The organism is Citrobacter sp. Cpo090 (assembly GCF_030332665.1).
In the GTDB taxonomy this organism is placed as follows: domain Bacteria; phylum Pseudomonadota; class Gammaproteobacteria; order Enterobacterales; family Enterobacteriaceae; genus Citrobacter; species Citrobacter portucalensis.
The window spans coordinates 1,172,070-1,189,360 of the sequence record NZ_JAOWHK010000025.1; the positions used below are offsets into that span (position 1 = coordinate 1,172,070).

Genomic DNA, 17,291 nt, shown 5'->3' on the forward strand with positions numbered 1-17,291 from the left:
GTTAGCGAGTCAGCGAGATTAAGCTATTCAGCAATACATCAGGCCGATCGCCTGACAAATGTGCGTCAACAGGTAAATACCACCAGTTTTCATCGGCAAATGCCCGGCACTTAACCGCATCTTTTTCCGTCATTACCAGCGTTTGCCCGGCGTCTACAAACGCACTGACGTCACTGTAGGTCAGAGACTGATGGTCTGCCAGCGCAATGCTTTTTTGCACGCTGGCACCGCATGCTTTCAGCGTGGCAAAAAAACGCGGTGGATGACCAATGCCCGCCATGGCGACAATATTGGACAATTGCGCCACATCACAGCGTTCACCTGTAAGTAAATTAACGGCCAGCCCCGGTTCAAGTCGCATGGGGATTTCCCCTGGCTGCGCAACGCCACCGTTAACAATAGTCGCATCCACCGATTTAAGGCGACCCGCGCGTTCCCGCATAGGACCAGCGGGAAGCCACCAGCCGTTGCCAAACCGACGTTCGCCGTCAATGACTACGATTTCAATATCTCGCGCCAGACGATAGTGCTGTAGCCCATCGTCCGTCACAATAATCTGCACGTCGTGTTGGGCCAAAATGGCTTTTACCGCATCCGATCTTACCGGGGATACCGCTACCGGCACACCGGTACGTTGGGCGATCAGCACAGGTTCATCGCCCGCTTCTGCGGTAGTGGTATCAGCGGTTAGCAACAGCGGGTAAGCAGTCGCTTTCCCGCCATAACCACGCGACACCACACCCACGCGAATCCCGCGTTGTCGCAGTTGTTCTACCAACCAAATCACCACCGGCGTTTTACCGTTTCCGCCCGCGGTAAGGTTTCCGACCACCACAACCGGGACTGGCGCGCGCCATGCGCGTTTAAGCCCCAACTTGTAGCATAAGCGGATCGCGCCACTCACCAGGCCATACAGCCAGGAGAGTGGAAGTAACAATCGCCACAACGGCGATTCACCAGACCAGATACGTGCGATCATTGACCAAATTGCATTTTGTGTAATTGCGCATACACCCCGCGCTGCTCAATCAGCTCGCTATGGGTTCCGCGTTCGACAATCAGACCATCCTCCACCACGATGATTTCGTCGGCTTGTTCAATGGTTGAAAGACGGTGAGCAATGACCAGAGAAGTACGGTTTTTCTGTAGCTCATCCAGCGCAGACTGAATCGCGCGTTCAGATTCAGTATCAAGAGCCGATGTTGCTTCATCAAGGATAAGAATTGGGCTATCACGCAACAAGGCACGGGCGATAGCGATACGCTGACGTTGCCCGCCGGAAAGCAGGACGCCGTTTTCACCAATCACCGTATCCAGGCCATTGTCCATCTTATTGATGAAGTCCATAGCGTAGGCCATCTGCGCCGCTTTTTCGATCTGCTCACGGCTGTACATATCGGTACGCGCGTAGGCGATGTTGTTGGCAACCGTATCGTTAAACAGGTGCACATTCTGCGAAACCAACGCAACCTGATCGCGCAGCGATGCCAGGGTATATTCGCGCAGATCGTGTCCGTCCATCAGAATCTGCCCTTCATCAACATCGTAGAAGCGCGTAATCAGGCTGGCGAGAGTGGATTTTCCTGAGCCCGAACGGCCAACCAGAGCAACGGTTTTGCCCGCTGGAATATTCAGATTGATGTTACGCAGAGCCGGTACTTCACGTCCCGGATAAGTGAAAGTCACGTTGCGGAACTCAAGATCGCCAGTAGCACGTTCGATAACGCGTTTACCTTCATCTTTCTCCTGCTCGCTATCCAGAATCGTAAATAAGGTCTGGCATGCCGCCATACCGCGCTGGAACTGCGCGTTGACGTTGGTCAGCGATTTCAACGGACGCATTAATGCGATCATTGAGGAGAAGACAACCGTAATAGTCCCTGCTGTCAGGTTTTCCATTATGCTTGGGAAGCTGGCCGCATATAACACAAAGGCCAGCGCCAGAGACGCTATCAACTGGATGATAGGGTCGGAGATAGAAGAAGCAGAAACCATCTTCATGCCCTGCAAACGCATCTTGTTGCTAACCTTATCAAAGCGCTTGGTTTCGACTTCCTGACCACCAAAAATCAGAACTTCTTTGTGGCCTTTCAGCATCTGCTCCGCACTGGTCGTAACCTGCCCCATGGTGTTTTGCATGTTTTTACTGATGCTGCGAAAGCGCTTGGAAACTACACGGATTGCCACTGACACAATTGGCGCCAGTACAATCAGGATCAGTGACAGCTGCCAGCTGTAATAGAACATCATGATAAACAGGCCAATGATTGAGGCCCCTTCACGTACCACGGTTATCAGCGCGCCGGAAGACGATGACGCAACCTGCTCTGAATCATAGGTAATACGCGATAACAATGTCCCTGTAGACTGTTTATCAAAAAATGAGACGGGCATGCCCATCATATGGCCAAACAGGCGGCGGCGCATGGTCATAACCACTTTGCCTGACACCCATGAGATACAGTAGCTGGAGACATAGCTGGTTAAGCCACGAACTATCATCAGCCCAATGACCACCAGTGGCATCCACAGCAGCACCGAGCGATCAGTTTTACCAAAACCATCATCCAGTAATGGCTTAAGGAGCGATAACATGAAGGTATCGCTGGCCGCGTTAAGGACTAACGCTATACCCGCCACGATCAGACCCGATTTAAAAGGCGCTATGGTTGGCCATAGTCGGCGAAACGTCTGCCACGTAGAGAGATCTTTATCGTTATGCATTCAAAAAACCAGCATTTGTTAGAATAGCCGCATATTCTACCCGTTATCCTCCGACACGCCAAACCACTGATGATACCAACGAGGTAAAATCTGATCCCGCATGCTGCGTATTCGCCAGTTTTTTTGGTAAAAATCCAGCGTAATCTGCCCCTGATGTGGTGTATCCAGCCACTGATAGTTTTGTTGCCGATAACGTTGCTTCACTTTCCAGGATGGCAGACGCCAGGCATTGTAACGGGATGCGGAGGCCAACGCGGCCTGTCCGCCGACCCGCTGAATCAATGCTAATGATGATGAGGTATTGCTGCCATGATGCGGAACCTGCATCACCGTCGACTGAAGGTGCTGCCAATAGTGACTTAGCATTTTTTGTTCAGCGGGGGACTCAATATCCCCGGTCAGCAGAATACTCTGATACCCGTCATCAACCTTAACCACGCAGGAGTGGTTATTCCCCTGCCCTGTATTTCCACGCACAGGCCAGTGCGCACTGAAGGTTAACCGTTGCCATTGCCAACGTTCTCCGCGAAAACACGGGAGATGGTCTTTCCAGCCCAGCGGACTTCTTATCCATAGCGACGGCCAGACTTGCTGCAGCGAACGCAACCCGCCACGATGATCCATATGCTCATGGCTTAAAATGACCCCTTCCGGCTCCAGATTATGCCAACGCAACCAGGGAATAATCAGCTGTTGCGCACTATCGCCTTCAGGCCATGCCAGACCGGTGTCGTAAAGCAGCGCTTTCCCATTACGCGCGATCACCATCGCCAGCCCCTGCCCGACATCCAGCATATGCACTTGCCACACATCTGTACGCGGTGCACGCCAAAGCGTCCCACTCAGCAAAAGGAGCACAGAGAAACAGACCACAGGTAGCGTACGCAAGATATTTAGTCGCCATGCGATAATCATCATTCCGGGTAAAAATGCAAGCCATTGCCAGCGTGCATCAATATTGATCCACCCTTCAGGCAGGCTTCTGAGCTCCCAAAATAACAGTGCCAGAGAACGATCCGCTAGATACCACAGGCTCGATTCAACCATCACCGCCCCGGCTAAATGCACGATCATGCCTGCTAATATCAAGGGTACAGAAACAAACGTGACCAAAGGGACAGCAAACAAATTAGCCAGAAACGAGGTCAGACTAAAACCGTGAAACATTGCGATCTGTACGGGAAGAAGCAGAAGCGTAATACCCAATTGCAGATGCGCCAGCGCCAGAAATTGACGTCCAGCACGCGACAGCGGCCAGTCCGGGAGCGGTACCCATTGGTACCAGAACAGCAGTGCCGCAACGGCGGATGCAGACAACCATAGGCTTTGCGAAAGAACAGCAACAGGATCCACCACCAGAATGGCTGCCAGACAGCAAATCCAGACCGACCATCCACTCCACTGCCTGCCGCTAAGTCTCAGCGCCCCCCAGACTAGCAGCGCAACAACCGTTCGTAATGCCGGGGGTTGCAGCCCCGTCAGCCAGGCATAAAATGTGGCGCAGACAATCCCACCCACTAATGGCATCTGCCAGCAAATCCACCTTGTTGGCATAAAAAATTGTCCAGCACGTATCAATCCTGCGGCCAGTAATGCGGCAAATGCAATATGCAGCCCGGAAATTGCCATCAAATGAGCCGTGCCGGTATCACGCATAATCGTTTTCACCTCTTGTGACACGGACAAGCGCTCCCCCATTCCCAGACCCAGTATGACCTGCTGCCAGGGATAGTCGGCAAGTGCCGTTTTCAGCGAGGTGAGATACCGCGAACGCAAACTGCATTGTGGTGTGATTACCGAAGCCTGCAAGAATCGTCCCGTCAGCGGTTGATGCTGCGCCAACGCGTAACGCTGGCTATCAAATCCGCCTTCGTTTAATTGACCGTGTACGGCGCGGACTTTCAACGTCATCGCCCATGTCTGACCCGCACAAACATCACCGGGTAAATACTGCCCGTACAAGACGACTCCTTGCGCAGGAAAGATTCGTTTCCCCTGAAGGTGAGTGATCTGGCCGTAGTGCGTTGTTATATTGTCAGTTCCAGTTATCCGCACAATGGCTTGCTGGGTTTTCGCAGGCAGTGTATTACCGGCCCACAGAGCCTCTTTCGCGGCCAGGATTCCCCAAAGAAAAAACAGCAGGGTTATTCCGACGGAACGTATATATTTGTGGGGGAGAAAACAGAGCAGACATGCCAGACAAAATACAATACCGATACACAACATGCCTGGCAGCGTAGGTAATAGCATGAGTGGGAGAATGCCGAATAATGCACAGGTACTCACCGTTGTTATTTTCATCAATCACCTCCCTGTTACAGGAAGTGTGCAGTACTCTTCGACGGTTGTCTGGCATCAATTTATCGTTATACGACCTGAGTTCCGCAGACATTTAGTGGTGGTTGTAACGCACAAATTAACTGGGATGAAGATTCCAGGATGGGCGGACAGAAATGAAAAAAGCACCCATTTGGGTGCTTTTCTCGGCGTTAAGTCTCGCTAAAAACTTAACCGTAAATATTGGCGCGATCGCGCAGTTCTTTACCTGGTTTAAAGTGCGGAACGTATTTCCCTTCCAGATCCACTTTATCGCCGGTCTTCGGATTACGTCCGGTGCGTGGTGCGCGGTAATGCAAAGAGAAGCTGCCGAAACCGCGGATTTCAATACGCTCGCCCTGCGCAAGAGTCGAGGCCATATGTTCCAGCATCTCTTTAACTGCATCTTCAACCGCTTTCGCGGGAATATGAGGTTGCTGGGTTGCAAGTCTTTCAATCAATTCTGACTTGGTCATGATTCCTCCGGTTCCTTAAAGGCATAATTAGCTGCTGCATTGATTAAGGGCGGCCGTAGCCGCCCTTTGTCATTGATTACAGGACGAATCCTGTAATCTGTCAAGCTACTCGTTACCCTTTGTGCCGTTAACAGCACAAAGGATTTAGAGCACTCGATATTACTCGCCTTTAGCTGCTTTGAAAGCTTCAGCCATTGCGTTGTTAGAGAAGTTAGCATCTTCCTGTTTGTTAACAGTTGCGATTGCATCTTTCTCATCAGCTTCGTCTTTAGCACGAACAGACAGGCTGATTGCACGGTTCTTACGATCAACGCCGGTGAATTTAGCTTCAACGTCGTCGCCTACGCTCAGAACCAGAGTTGCATCTTCAACGCGGTCACGTGAAGCTTCAGAAGCGCGCAGGTAACCTTCAACGCCGTCAGCCAGTTCTACGGTTGCGCCTTTAGCGTCAACTGCAGTGACTTTACCGTTTACGATTGCGCCTTTCTTGTTCAGTGCAACCCAGTTGTTGAACGGATCTTCTGCGAGCTGTTTAACGCCCAGAGAGATACGCTCACGCTCTGCGTCAACCTGCAGAACAACTGCTGCGATTTCGTCGCCTTTTTTGTATTCACGAACTGCTTCTTCGCCTGCAACGTTCCAGGAGATGTCAGACAGGTGAACCAGGCCGTCGATGCCGCCGTCCAGGCCGATGAAGATACCGAAGTCAGTGATAGACTTGATTTTACCTTCAACACGGTCGCCCTTGTTGTGGGTTTCCGCGAACTGCTGCCATGGGTTGTTTTTGCACTGCTTCAGACCCAGGGAGATACGACGACGTTCTTCGTCGATATCCAGAACCATAACTTCCACTACATCGCCAACGTTAACAACTTTGGACGGGTGGATGTTTTTGTTGGTCCAATCCATTTCGGAAACGTGAACCAGGCCTTCAACGCCTTCTTCGATTTCAACGAAGCAGCCGTAGTCGGTCAGGTTGGTCACGCGACCAGTCAGTTTGGTACCTTCCGGATAACGCTTAGCGATAGCTACCCATGGATCTTCGCCCAGCTGTTTCAGGCCCAGAGATACACGAGTACGCTCGCGGTCGAACTTCAGCACTTTAACAGTGATTTCGTCGCCAACGTTTACGATTTCGCTCGGATGCTTAACGCGTTTCCATGCCATGTCGGTGATGTGCAGCAGGCCGTCAACGCCACCCAGATCAACGAATGCACCGTAGTCAGTGAGGTTCTTAACGATACCTTTAACTTCCATGCCTTCCTGCAGGTTTTCCAGCAGCTGATCGCGTTCTGCGCTGTTTTCGGATTCGATAACGGCACGACGGGAAACAACAACGTTGTTACGCTTCTGATCCAGCTTGATTACTTTGAATTCAAGCTCTTTGCCTTCCAGGTGCAGCGTGTCGCGGACCGGACGAACGTCTACCAGGGAACCCGGCAGGAACGCGCGAATACCATTCAGCTCAACAGTGAAGCCACCCTTGACTTTGCCATTGATAACACCAGTAACGGTTGCAGCTTCTTCGTAAGCTTTTTCCAGCGTGATCCAAGCTTCGTGACGTTTAGCTTTTTCACGGGACAGCAGGGTTTCACCGAAGCCGTCTTCTACTGCATCCAGAGCAACGTCAACTTCGTCACCAACCTGGATTTCCAGCTCGCCCTGGGCGTTTTTGAACTGCTCTGCCGGAATGGCGGACTCAGATTTCAGACCAGCGTCAACCAGTACTACGTCTTTGTCGATAGCAACAACAACACCACGAACGATGGAACCCGGACGGGTTTCGATTTCTTTTAAGGATTCTTCAAACAGTTGAGCAAAAGATTCAGTCATGTTTAATCTTCAGGTTTCATATTTAACGTCCACCTGGCTCCATGCCGGATGGGGTTGTTTAACATACCCGCTGTCAATCCATTGCAACGGGGGTACTGCAAATTCGGTCGCACTTAAGCGAGAGCCAGTTTTTGGCGCGCGTATTGTAACGCTTTTTCAATCACTTGCTCAATGCTTAATCGGGTTGAATCCAAAACTAAAGCATCAGCAGCGGGAACCAGCGGCGCTACAGCACGGTTACGATCGCGATAATCGCGTTCTTCGATCTCGGCCAAAAGGCGTTCAAAGTTAACACTAAAGCCCTTCTCCTGCAACTGTAGCATACGTCTATGCGCACGTTCTTGCGAGGAGGCGTCCAGAAAAATTTTCACCGGCGCATCCGGGAACACCACGGTTCCCATATCACGTCCATCGGCAATCAGACCTGGGGTTTCGCGAAACGCGCGTTGACGACGTAGAAGCGCTTCACGCACGCGGGGAAAAGCCGCGACCTGAGAGGCGGCATTCGCCACTTCCTGGGTACGTATTTCACCACTGACATCTTCACCTTCAAGAATGACTTCAAGGTTGCCGTCTGTTGAGATAAAACGCACATCCAGGTGTGAGGCAAGCGGTACCAGAGCATCTTCAGATGTGACATCAACATGGTGATGTAACGCTGCGAGCGCCAGTACGCGGTAGATCGCGCCTGAATCTAACAGATGCCACTGCAATGCTTCCGCCATTGCCTTGCACAAGGTGCCTTTACCTGCACCGCTTGGGCCATCAATGGTAATAACCGGGGCAATTGCCGTCATCTTTTTCTCCTTAAACGGGCGTACATTAACGTGAACGCCGCGCATTATACGCGCCAACGCCAACGATCGTTATCTTTGTGTGAAAAATGCAGAATCATTGAAGCTGAGTGTAGAATAAATAGGCAACTGGAGATGTCAGAATGTGCCGCACCCGAAAGTGCGGCAATAAAATCAGGCAGGTGTACTAATACGAGCCAGCTGTTCGAAATAATCCGGGAAGGTTTTGGCGGTACATTTTGGGTCAAGAATGGTCACCGGCGTGTCAGACAGCGCCACCAGCGAGAAACACATCGCCATGCGGTGATCGTTGTAGGTCGCGATGTCCGCAAATTGCAATGTTGCAGGCGGGGTGATGCGTATAAAATCATGCCCCTCTTCCACTTCCGCGCCCACTTTGCGTAACTCCGTCGCCATCGCGAACAGACGATCGGTCTCTTTGACGCGCCAGTTGTAGATATTACGTAATGTCGTGGTGCCTTTCGCAAACAGCGCCGCCGTTGCAATGGTCATCGCCGCATCAGGAATATGGTTCATATCCATATCCACTGCGTTCAACTCGCCGTGAGTACAGGCAATGAAATCGTCGCCCCATGTAATGGTCGCACCCATTTTTTCCAGTACATCAGCAAAACGAATATCACCCTGCATGCTGTTGCGGCCAATCCCGGTAACTTTTACCGTGCCACCTTTAATGGCGCCCGCCGCGAGGAAATAGGAAGCGGAAGAAGCATCGCCTTCAACCAGGTATGCACCCGGTGACTGATACTGCTGCTGCCCCTTCACGACAAAGCGCTGGTAGTTTTGATTTTCAATTTCAACACCAAACGTTTTCATCAGGTTCAGTGTGATATCAATGTAAGGTTTGGATACCAGGTCACCTTTAATTGCGATCGTCGTATCCTGCGGCGCCAGCGGCGCAGTCATCAGCAGCGCAGTGAGGAACTGGCTGGAAACGCTACCGTCTACCTCAACCTGGCCTCCGGTAAAGCCACCGCGCAGACGTAAAGGTGGATAGTTTTCCTGCTCCAGATAGTCAATTTTGGCTCCGCCCTGGCGCAGCGCATCAACCAGATGGCCGATCGGGCGCTCTTTCATGCGCGGTTCGCCCGTCAGCACGATGTCATTGCTGCCCAGACATAACGCTGCGGCCAGCGGGCGCATTGCGGTTCCGGCGTTGCCAAGGAACAGCTCAACTGCACCTTCTGCGTGCAACGCACCACCATTGCCAATTATCTCGCAGCGGGTACGATCGGCAGAAAGGGTATAGCTAATCCCTAACGCATTCAGAGCATTGAGCATATGGCGAACATCATCGCTGTCCAGCAGATTGGTCAGGACAGTGGTGCCATTGGCTAATGCAGCCAGCAGCAAAGCGCGGTTAGAAACACTTTTGGATCCAGGCAGATTGATGGTGCCATCCACCCGCGCAATGGGTTGTAACGTCAGGGATTCCATGAAACTCGACTCTCAAAAACAGACATAAAAACCCCACAGACGGGCTGTGGGGATGAAAAGTACAGCAGATTAGCCGCGGCGGCGTTCGAAATCGACCATGAAATCGGTCAGTGCTTTAACACCTTCAAGCGGCATTGCATTGTAGATGGACGCACGCATACCGCCGACCACACGATGCCCTTTCAGCGCGTGCAGGCCCGCAGCAAAAGACTCTTCCAGGAACAGTTTATCCAATGCACTGTCAGCCAGCTGGAACGGTACGTTCATGCGTGAACGGTTGGATTTCGCCACATCGTTACGGTAGAAATCACTGTTATCGATTACGCCGTATAGCAGTTCCGCTTTTTGCTGGTTAATTTTATCCATCGCATTAACACCGCCCTGCTTTTTCAGCCATTTAAAGACCAGGCCAGACAGATACCAGGCAAAGGTTGGCGGCGTATTGAACATGGAATCGTTGTCATTCAGCACGGTATAGTCGAGGATTGACGGGCATGAGACATGAGCTTTACCCAGCAAATCTTCACGGACGATGACAATCGTCAGGCCGGCCGGACCGATGTTTTTCTGTGCCCCGGCATAAATTACGCCATAACGGCTAACGTCAAGCGGTGCGGAAAGAATGGTAGAGGACAGATCCGCCGTGACCACTACATTGCTGGCAAAATTCGGCGTTTCATCGATCGCAATACCATCGATGGTTTCGTTCGGACAATAGTGCAGGTACGCCGCGTTATCAGAAAGCTGCCATTCACTCATCGGCTTAACAGCACGCAAGCCGTCCACGGTGACTTTGGCATCAATAACGTTTGGCGTGCAGTATTTTTTCGCTTCTTTAATTGCACTGGCGGCCCAATAACCGGCATCGACGTAATCCGCGGTGGTTTTATCGCCCAGAATATTTAACGGGATACCCGCGAACTGCCCGCGACCACCGCCATGGCAGAACAACACTTTATAGTTGGAGGGGATGCTGAGAAGATCGCGAAAATCCTGCTCCGCTTCCTCTGCTACCTGGATGAATTCTTTGCCACGGTGGCTAATTTCCATCACTGACGTGCCAAGACCGTTCCAGTCACAAAGATCCTGTTGAGCCAGTTTAAGTACTTCTGCCGGTAACATTGCCGGACCTGAACTAAAATTGAAGACCTGAGCCATTTCCCCTCACCACGTTGTGTTGTTGTCCAATCAACATCCTGTCATTGACGATAATCCGGTGACAGACATTGGTATAAGTTATTCCTGTGGATATCGGTTTTATCATTCAGTGACACGCGCCGCAATGGGTAAAACTGGCAAGGGTAAAAATGTGTCATCGGTCACACAACAGAATCTATCGGATTGACGGGTAAAAACCGAGATTTTCGCTGTCAGGTAACCCGTTTTGCCCGACTGGCCTTCGACCATTCTGGATTTGCACAGCGCGGACATAATTGATGATCTCCGGCATTCATTTGCACCACTTCGCTACAACGTATGCAGGCATAGTCCCCTGCTTCAGGTATTACTTTAAATCGTTGCGTACAACGTTTAGGCAGAATACTGAGCCCCGGCTTTACGTCTTCATCGGCAAAAAAGTAGACGCTGATTTGCCCATTCGTTTCCAGAATGGCCAGTTTCACCTGTCCCAATTGCTCCACGCCGTTCAAACGTAATTCCATAAAGAATTCAAATTCCGTCATATTGGCGCTATTGAGCTTTGACCATGCCAGCTCACCGTCCTCAATGATCACAACAGGTTTGCCCTCCAGCAGGTCCTCCATTTTTTCACTATGCGCCATCAGCCACATCACCAGCCGATACAGCACAGCAAGAGTAATAAAGACCACCAGCACCGGCAGCAGCGGGACATCGTCATAGAATGCCACGTCTCCCGCTGCAGAACCCAGCGTAAGGATGATCAGCACTTCAAAAAGCGACATCTGGCGTACGCCGCGCCGTCCGGTGATTTTTAAAAACAGAAAAACCAATATAAAGGTGTAAAGGCTGCGTAGCGCAACTTCCCCAAGAAAATCCATGGGCACCTTATCAAGCGCCATACGGTGTAAATCGAAAGCTTTCATTAGTATGCTCTAAACGTGGTTGGCTGTAAGAAAGCATAGCCAATGCTTTTATTTACGCATGGGCTCCGGCGACGATAGCGCCATTCATTGAAAACCCGTATCATTGCGCGCTTTCCGTACGACAAAAGTGATTTTCATGACGCAAACATTTATCCCCGGCAAAGATGCCGCTCTGGAAGACTCCATCGCACGCTTCCAGCAAAAATTGCTCGACCTCGGTTTTCAAATTGAAGAAGCTTCGTGGTTGAATCCCGTCCCTAACGTCTGGTCTGTACATATTCGCGACAAAGAATGCGCGCTGTGCTTCACCAACGGTAAAGGCGCGACAAAAAAAGCGGCGCTGGCTTCTGCGCTGGGCGAATACTTTGAGCGTCTGTCGACTAACTACTTCTTTGCGGATTTCTGGCTGGGCGAAACTATCGCCAATGGCCCGTTCGTACATTACCCGAACGAAAAATGGTTCCCGCTGACTGAAGAAGACGATGTTCCAGAAGGTTTACTGGATACACGTCTGCGTGCGTTTTACGATCCAGATAACGAACTGACCGGCAGCATGCTTATCGATCTGCAGTCTGGTAATGAAGAGCGTGGCGTCTGCGGCCTGCCGTTTACCCGCCAGTCGGATAACCAGACCGTCTACATTCCGATGAATATTATCGGCAACCTGTATGTTTCTAACGGCATGTCTGCAGGTAACACGCCTAACGAAGCTCGCGTTCAGGGTCTGTCTGAAGTCTTTGAGCGCCATGTGAAGAACCGCATTATCGCCGAAAGCATCAGCCTGCCGGAAATCCCGGCCGAGGTGATGGCGCGCTATCCGGCAGTGGTGGAGTCCATCGCCACACTGGAAGCAGAAGGTTTCCCAATTTTTGCCTATGATGGCTCGCTGGGCGGCAAGTACCCAGTGATTTGCGTTGTCCTGTTCAACCCGGCCAACGGTACCTGCTTTGCCTCCTTCGGCGCACACCCGGATTTCGGCGTTGCGCTGGAGCGTACCGTGACTGAACTGCTGCAGGGCCGTGGTCTGAAGGATCTTGATGTCTTCACCCCACCGACCTTCGACGATGAGGAAGTGGCAGAACATACCAACCTTGAAACTCACTTCATCGATTCCAGCGGTCTGATCTCCTGGGATCTGTTCAAGCAGGATGCCGACTATCCGTTCGTTGACTGGAATTTCTCCGGCACCACGGAAGAAGAGTTCGCCACCCTGATGGCCATCTTCAATGCTGAAGATAAAGAAGTGTATATCGCTGACTATGAGCACCTGGGCGTTTACGCGTGCCGCATTATTGTTCCGGGAATGTCTGACATCTATCCGGCAGAAGATCTGTGGTTAGCCAACAACGCCATGGCCGCCCATCTACGTGACACCATTCTCTCTCTGCCAGGCAGTGAGTGGGATAAAGAAGACTATCTCAATCTGATTGAACAGTTGGATGAAGAAGGTTTTGACGACTTCACCCGCGTGCGCGAGCTGCTCGGCCTGGCGACCGGTGCGGATAACGGTTGGTACACCCTGCGCATTGGCGAGCTTAAAGTAATGCTGGCGCTGGCCGGTGGCGACCTGGAACAGGCACTGGTGTGGACAGAATGGACGATGGAATTTAACGCCTCCGTCTTTAGCGCGGAACGTGCAAACTACTATCGCTGCCTGCAAACATTGTTGCTGCTGTCTCAGGAAGAAGACCGTCAGCCGCTGCAATATCTGAACGCATTTGTCCGCATGTACGGCGCAGAGGCAGTTGAAGCGGCAAGTGCGGCACTGAGTGGTGAAGCGCCATTTTATGGACTTCAGCCAGTAGACAGCGATCTGCACGCATTCCCGGCACATCAGTCTCTGCTGAAAGCCTATGAGAAATTGCAACGCGCGAAAGCTGCACACTGGTCAAAATAGTGACAAACAACTTGCCTCGAGTAGGCTAAATGTATTGTCTGGGCTATATTACGGGGCGCTTAAAGCGCCCTGTTTTTTATTTTGGTCAAATCAAAAAATAAATGTAAAAACAAGGTTAAATATTAGTAGTTGATATTAAAAAATTTAGCTTATTAATGTGGTTTTTTATCTCAATTACTCCATTTTAATTAACCGTCCGACAGGAGGCTGAAAGAAAAAATTCAACTCACTTTATAATTTTTAAAATTTATTTTTATATGGATAATCAACACGTTACACCGTAATCGCATAAAAACCATGCGTCTTACGGGCCTATAAGCCAGGCGAGATATGATCTATATCAAATTCTCATCTATAATGCTTTGTTAGTATCTCGTCGCCGACTTAATAAAGAGAGAGTTAGTGTGAAAGCTGACAACCCTTTTGATCTTATTCTACCTGCTGCAATGGCCAAAGTTGCCGAAGAAGCAGGCGTCTATAAAGCAACGAAACATCCGCTTAAGACGTTCTATCTGGCAATTACTGCCGGTGTATTCATTTCAATTGCCTTTGTTTTCTATATCACCGCCACAACCGGCACTGGTACTATGCCTTTCGGCATGGCGAAATTAGTAGGTGGTATCTGCTTTTCCCTGGGGCTGATTCTTTGTGTTGTCTGCGGTGCGGACCTATTCACTTCAACCGTACTGATCGTCGTTGCTAAAGCCAGTGGTCGTATTACCTGGGGTCAGTTAGCGAAAAACTGGCTTAACGTTTATGTCGGCAACCTGATTGGCGCCCTGATCTTTGTGTTACTCATGTGGCTTTCTGGCGAGTATATGACCGCCAACGGCGCATGGGGGCTCAACGTTCTGCAAACAGCCGACCACAAAGTGCACCATACTTTTGTTGAGGCAGTGAGCCTTGGTATCCTGGCTAACCTGATGGTGTGTCTGGCCGTATGGATGAGCTACTCGGGCCGTAGCCTGATGGACAAAGCGTTTATCATGGTATTACCGGTCGCAATGTTTGTTGCCAGCGGTTTTGAGCACAGTATCGCAAACATGTTTATGATCCCTATGGGTATTGTAATACGCGATTTCGCCACCCCGGAATTCTGGACCGCAGTTGGGTCTTCTCCGGAGAATTTTTCTCACCTGACCGTGATGAATTTCATCACCGATAACCTGATTCCGGTTACGATCGGTAACATTATCGGCGGCGGTTTGTTGGTCGGGTTGACATACTGGGTCATTTATCTGCGTGGTAACGATCATCATTAATCTGATGATGCCCATTACACGCAGTAAATAAAAAATCCACTTAAGAAGGTAGGTGTTACATGTCCGAGCTTAATGAAAAGTTAGCCACAGCCTGGGAAGGTTTTACCAAAGGTGACTGGCAGAATGAAGTAAACGTACGTGACTTCATTCAGAAAAACTACACTCCGTATGAGGGTGACGAGTCCTTCCTGGCTGGCGCAACTGATGCGACCACTGCACTGTGGGACAGCGTGATGGAAGGCGTTAAACAGGAAAACCGCACTCACGCGCCTGTTGACTTTGACACCTCCGTTGCTTCTACCATCACTTCTCACGACGCTGGTTACATCAACAAAGCGCTCGAGAAGATTGTTGGTCTGCAGACTGAAGCTCCGCTGAAACGTGCGATCATTCCGTTTGGCGGCATCAAAATGGTTGAAGGTTCCTGCAAAGCGTACAATCGCGAACTGGACCCGATGCTGAAAAAAATCTTCACCGAATACCGCAAAACCCACAACCAGGGCGTATTCGATGTTTACACCAAAGACATTCTGAACTGCCGTAAATCCGGTGTTCTGACTGGTCTGCCTGATGCGTATGGCCGTGGCCGTATCATCGGTGACTACCGTCGCGTTGCGCTGTACGGTATCGACTACCTGATGAAAGACAAATACGCTCAGTTCGTCTCTCTGCAGTCCGATCTGGAAAACGGCGTAAACCTGGAAGCAACTATCCGTCTGCGTGAAGAAATCGCTGAACAGCACCGCGCTCTGGGTCAGATCAAAGAAATGGCTGCTAAATATGGCTGCGATATCTCTGGTCCGGCTACCAACGCTCAGGAAGCTATCCAGTGGACTTACTTCGGCTACCTGGCCGCAGTTAAATCTCAGAACGGTGCAGCAATGTCCTTCGGTCGCGTATCCACCTTCCTGGATGCTTACATCGAACGTGACCTGAAAGCAGGCAAAATCACCGAGCAAGACGCACAGGAAATGATCGACCACCTGGTCATGAAACTGCGTATGGTTCGCTTCCTGCGTACTCCTGAATATGATGAACTGTTCTCCGGTGACCCGATTTGGGCAACTGAATCAATCGGTGGTATGGGCGTTGATGGCCGTACTCTGGTTACCAAAAACAGCTTCCGCTTCCTGAACACCCTGTACACCATGGGTCCTTCTCCGGAGCCGAACATCACCGTTCTGTGGTCTGAAAAACTGCCTCTGAACTTCAAGAAATTCGCCGCTAAAGTGTCCATCGACACCTCTTCTCTGCAGTACGAGAACGATGACCTGATGCGTCCGGATTTCAACAACGACGACTACGCTATCGCTTGCTGCGTAAGCCCGATGGTTGTTGGTAAACAAATGCAGTTCTTCGGTGCGCGTGCAAACCTGGCGAAAACCATGCTGTACGCAATCAACGGTGGCGTTGATGAAAAACTGAAAATGCAGGTTGGTCCTAAATCTGAACCGATCAAAGGCGACGTTCTGAACTTCGACGAAGTTATGGAGCGCATGGATCACTTCATGGATTGGCTGGCTAAACAGTACGTCACTGCACTGAACGTTATCCACTACATGCACGACAAGTACAGCTACGAAGCCTCTCTGATGGCGTTGCACGACCGTGACGTTATCCGCACCATGGCGTGTGGTATCGCTGGTCTGTCCGTTGCTGCTGACTCCCTGTCTGCAATCAAATATGCGAAAGTTAAACCGATTCGTGACGAAGACGGTCTGGCTATCGACTTCGAAATCGAAGGCGAATACCCGCAGTTTGGTAACAACGACTCTCGCGTTGATGACATGGCAGTTGACCTGGTAGAACGTTTCATGAAGAAAATTCAGAAACTGACTACTTATCGTAACGCTATCCCGACTCAGTCTGTTCTGACCATCACCTCTAACGTGGTTTATGGTAAGAAAACTGGTAACACCCCAGATGGTCGTCGTGCTGGCGCGCCGTTCGGACCGGGTGCTAACCCAATGCACGGCCGTGACCAGAAAGGTGCTGTTGCCTCTCTGACCTCCGTTGCTAAACTGCCGTTTGCTTACGCTAAAGATGGTATCTCTTACACCTTCTCTATCGTTCCGAACGCTCTGGGTAAAGACGACGAAGTTCGTAAGACCAACCTGGCGGGTCTGATGGATGGTTACTTCCACCACGAAGCGTCCATCGAAGGTGGTCAGCACCTGAACGTGAACGTCATGAACCGTGAAATGCTGCTGGATGCGATGGAACATCCGGAAAAATATCCGCAGCTGACCATCCGCGTTTCTGGCTACGCAGTACGTTTTAACTCCCTGACTAAAGAACAGCAGCAGGACGTTATTACTCGTACCTTCACTCAGACCATGTAATTGGTTTTGACTGAAATCGTACTTTAAAAAGCGTACAATAAAGGCTCCACGTAAGTGGGGCCTTTTTAATAGCCTGCTTTGTCAGCTATCTATACTTATATATTCGATGGATTTCGAGTTGCATTG

The 17,291-nt window shown here is 50.7% G+C and carries 12 protein-coding genes; 3 read left to right on the forward strand and 9 right to left on the reverse strand.

All coding sequences use genetic code 11. The features are described from left to right. Nucleotide 1: 1 nt before the first annotated feature. The 9 genes from lpxK to OGY83_RS08460 all read right to left on the reverse strand — a co-directional run bounded on the left by lpxK (nucleotide 2) and on the right by OGY83_RS08460 (nucleotide 11,664). Nucleotides 2–979 (reverse strand): tetraacyldisaccharide 4'-kinase, encoded by a 978-nt coding sequence (gene lpxK / locus OGY83_RS08420; RefSeq protein ID WP_286635684.1) that lies wholly within the window; start codon nucleotides 977–979, stop codon nucleotides 2–4. After that, nucleotides 976–2,724 (reverse strand): lipid A ABC transporter ATP-binding protein/permease MsbA, encoded by a 1,749-nt coding sequence (msbA, locus tag OGY83_RS08425; RefSeq protein ID WP_079936786.1) that lies wholly within the window; start codon nucleotides 2,722–2,724, stop codon nucleotides 976–978. The genes lpxK and msbA overlap by 4 nt, the downstream gene beginning before the upstream one ends. Nucleotides 2,725–2,760: 36 nt before the next feature. Beyond that, on the reverse strand, nucleotides 2,761–5,025 hold the full coding sequence (locus OGY83_RS08430; RefSeq protein WP_286635685.1) for a ComEC family protein: 2,265 nt from the start codon (nucleotides 5,023–5,025) through the stop codon (nucleotides 2,761–2,763). Nucleotides 5,026–5,231: 206 nt separating this feature from the next. Further along, nucleotides 5,232–5,516 (reverse strand): integration host factor subunit beta, encoded by a 285-nt coding sequence (ihfB, locus tag OGY83_RS08435; RefSeq protein ID WP_003035780.1) that lies wholly within the window; start codon nucleotides 5,514–5,516, stop codon nucleotides 5,232–5,234. Nucleotides 5,517–5,675: 159 nt separating this feature from the next. Further along, nucleotides 5,676–7,349 (reverse strand): 30S ribosomal protein S1, encoded by a 1,674-nt coding sequence (rpsA, locus tag OGY83_RS08440; protein ID WP_003035776.1) that lies wholly within the window; start codon nucleotides 7,347–7,349, stop codon nucleotides 5,676–5,678. A 113-nt stretch (nucleotides 7,350–7,462) separates the two neighbouring features. Next, nucleotides 7,463–8,146 carry a (d)CMP kinase gene (gene cmk / locus OGY83_RS08445; protein WP_003035772.1) on the reverse strand — a complete coding sequence of 228 codons (684 nt, stop codon included), beginning with the start codon at nucleotides 8,144–8,146 and terminating at the stop codon, nucleotides 7,463–7,465. A gap of 171 nt (nucleotides 8,147–8,317) precedes the next feature. Further along, nucleotides 8,318–9,601, reverse strand: coding sequence for a 3-phosphoshikimate 1-carboxyvinyltransferase (aroA, locus tag OGY83_RS08450; protein ID WP_191213026.1), 1,284 nt, complete (start codon nucleotides 9,599–9,601; stop codon nucleotides 8,318–8,320). 69 nt (nucleotides 9,602–9,670) lie between these two features. Then, nucleotides 9,671–10,759 carry a 3-phosphoserine/phosphohydroxythreonine transaminase gene (serC, locus tag OGY83_RS08455; RefSeq protein ID WP_032942886.1) on the reverse strand — a complete coding sequence of 363 codons (1,089 nt, stop codon included), beginning with the start codon at nucleotides 10,757–10,759 and terminating at the stop codon, nucleotides 9,671–9,673. 212 nt (nucleotides 10,760–10,971) lie between these two features. Then, nucleotides 10,972–11,664 (reverse strand): DUF421 domain-containing protein, encoded by a 693-nt coding sequence (locus OGY83_RS08460; protein WP_191227523.1) that lies wholly within the window; start codon nucleotides 11,662–11,664, stop codon nucleotides 10,972–10,974. 136 nt (nucleotides 11,665–11,800) lie between these two features. Between OGY83_RS08460 and ycaO the strand changes: the two genes are divergently transcribed. From ycaO to pflB, 3 genes are all read left to right on the forward strand, one after another. Next, on the forward strand, nucleotides 11,801–13,561 hold the full coding sequence (gene ycaO / locus OGY83_RS08465) for a 30S ribosomal protein S12 methylthiotransferase accessory factor YcaO (RefSeq protein WP_286635686.1): 1,761 nt from the start codon (nucleotides 11,801–11,803) through the stop codon (nucleotides 13,559–13,561). A 404-nt stretch (nucleotides 13,562–13,965) separates the two neighbouring features. Continuing rightward, nucleotides 13,966–14,823, forward strand: a complete 858-nt coding sequence (gene focA, locus OGY83_RS08470; RefSeq protein WP_003831909.1) for a formate transporter FocA — start codon at nucleotides 13,966–13,968, stop codon at nucleotides 14,821–14,823. Nucleotides 14,824–14,882: 59 nt separating this feature from the next. Further along, nucleotides 14,883–17,165 (forward strand): formate C-acetyltransferase, encoded by a 2,283-nt coding sequence (gene pflB / locus OGY83_RS08475; RefSeq protein ID WP_191233871.1) that lies wholly within the window; start codon nucleotides 14,883–14,885, stop codon nucleotides 17,163–17,165. Nucleotides 17,166–17,291: the final 126 nt, after the last annotated feature.

What these genes read in the sequence shown, in the direction of transcription:
- OGY83_RS08430 (WP_286635685.1), bottom strand. Translation starts at nt 5,025, where the DNA reads ATGAAAATAACAACGGTGAGTACCTGTGCATTATTCGGCATTCTCCCA.
- pflB (WP_191233871.1), top strand. Translation starts at nt 14,883, where the DNA reads ATGTCCGAGCTTAATGAAAAGTTAGCCACAGCCTGGGAAGGTTTTACC.
- ycaO (WP_286635686.1), top strand. Translation starts at nt 11,801, where the DNA reads ATGACGCAAACATTTATCCCCGGCAAAGATGCCGCTCTGGAAGACTCC.
- msbA (WP_079936786.1), bottom strand. Translation starts at nt 2,724, where the DNA reads ATGCATAACGATAAAGATCTCTCTACGTGGCAGACGTTTCGCCGACTA.
- cmk (WP_003035772.1), bottom strand. Translation starts at nt 8,146, where the DNA reads ATGACGGCAATTGCCCCGGTTATTACCATTGATGGCCCAAGCGGTGCA.
- lpxK (WP_286635684.1), bottom strand. Translation starts at nt 979, where the DNA reads ATGATCGCACGTATCTGGTCTGGTGAATCGCCGTTGTGGCGATTGTTA.
- ihfB (WP_003035780.1), bottom strand. Translation starts at nt 5,516, where the DNA reads ATGACCAAGTCAGAATTGATTGAAAGACTTGCAACCCAGCAACCTCAT.
- aroA (WP_191213026.1), bottom strand. Translation starts at nt 9,601, where the DNA reads ATGGAATCCCTGACGTTACAACCCATTGCGCGGGTGGATGGCACCATC.
- rpsA (WP_003035776.1), bottom strand. Translation starts at nt 7,349, where the DNA reads ATGACTGAATCTTTTGCTCAACTGTTTGAAGAATCCTTAAAAGAAATC.
- serC (WP_032942886.1), bottom strand. Translation starts at nt 10,759, where the DNA reads ATGGCTCAGGTCTTCAATTTTAGTTCAGGTCCGGCAATGTTACCGGCA.
- OGY83_RS08460 (WP_191227523.1), bottom strand. Translation starts at nt 11,664, where the DNA reads ATGAAAGCTTTCGATTTACACCGTATGGCGCTTGATAAGGTGCCCATG.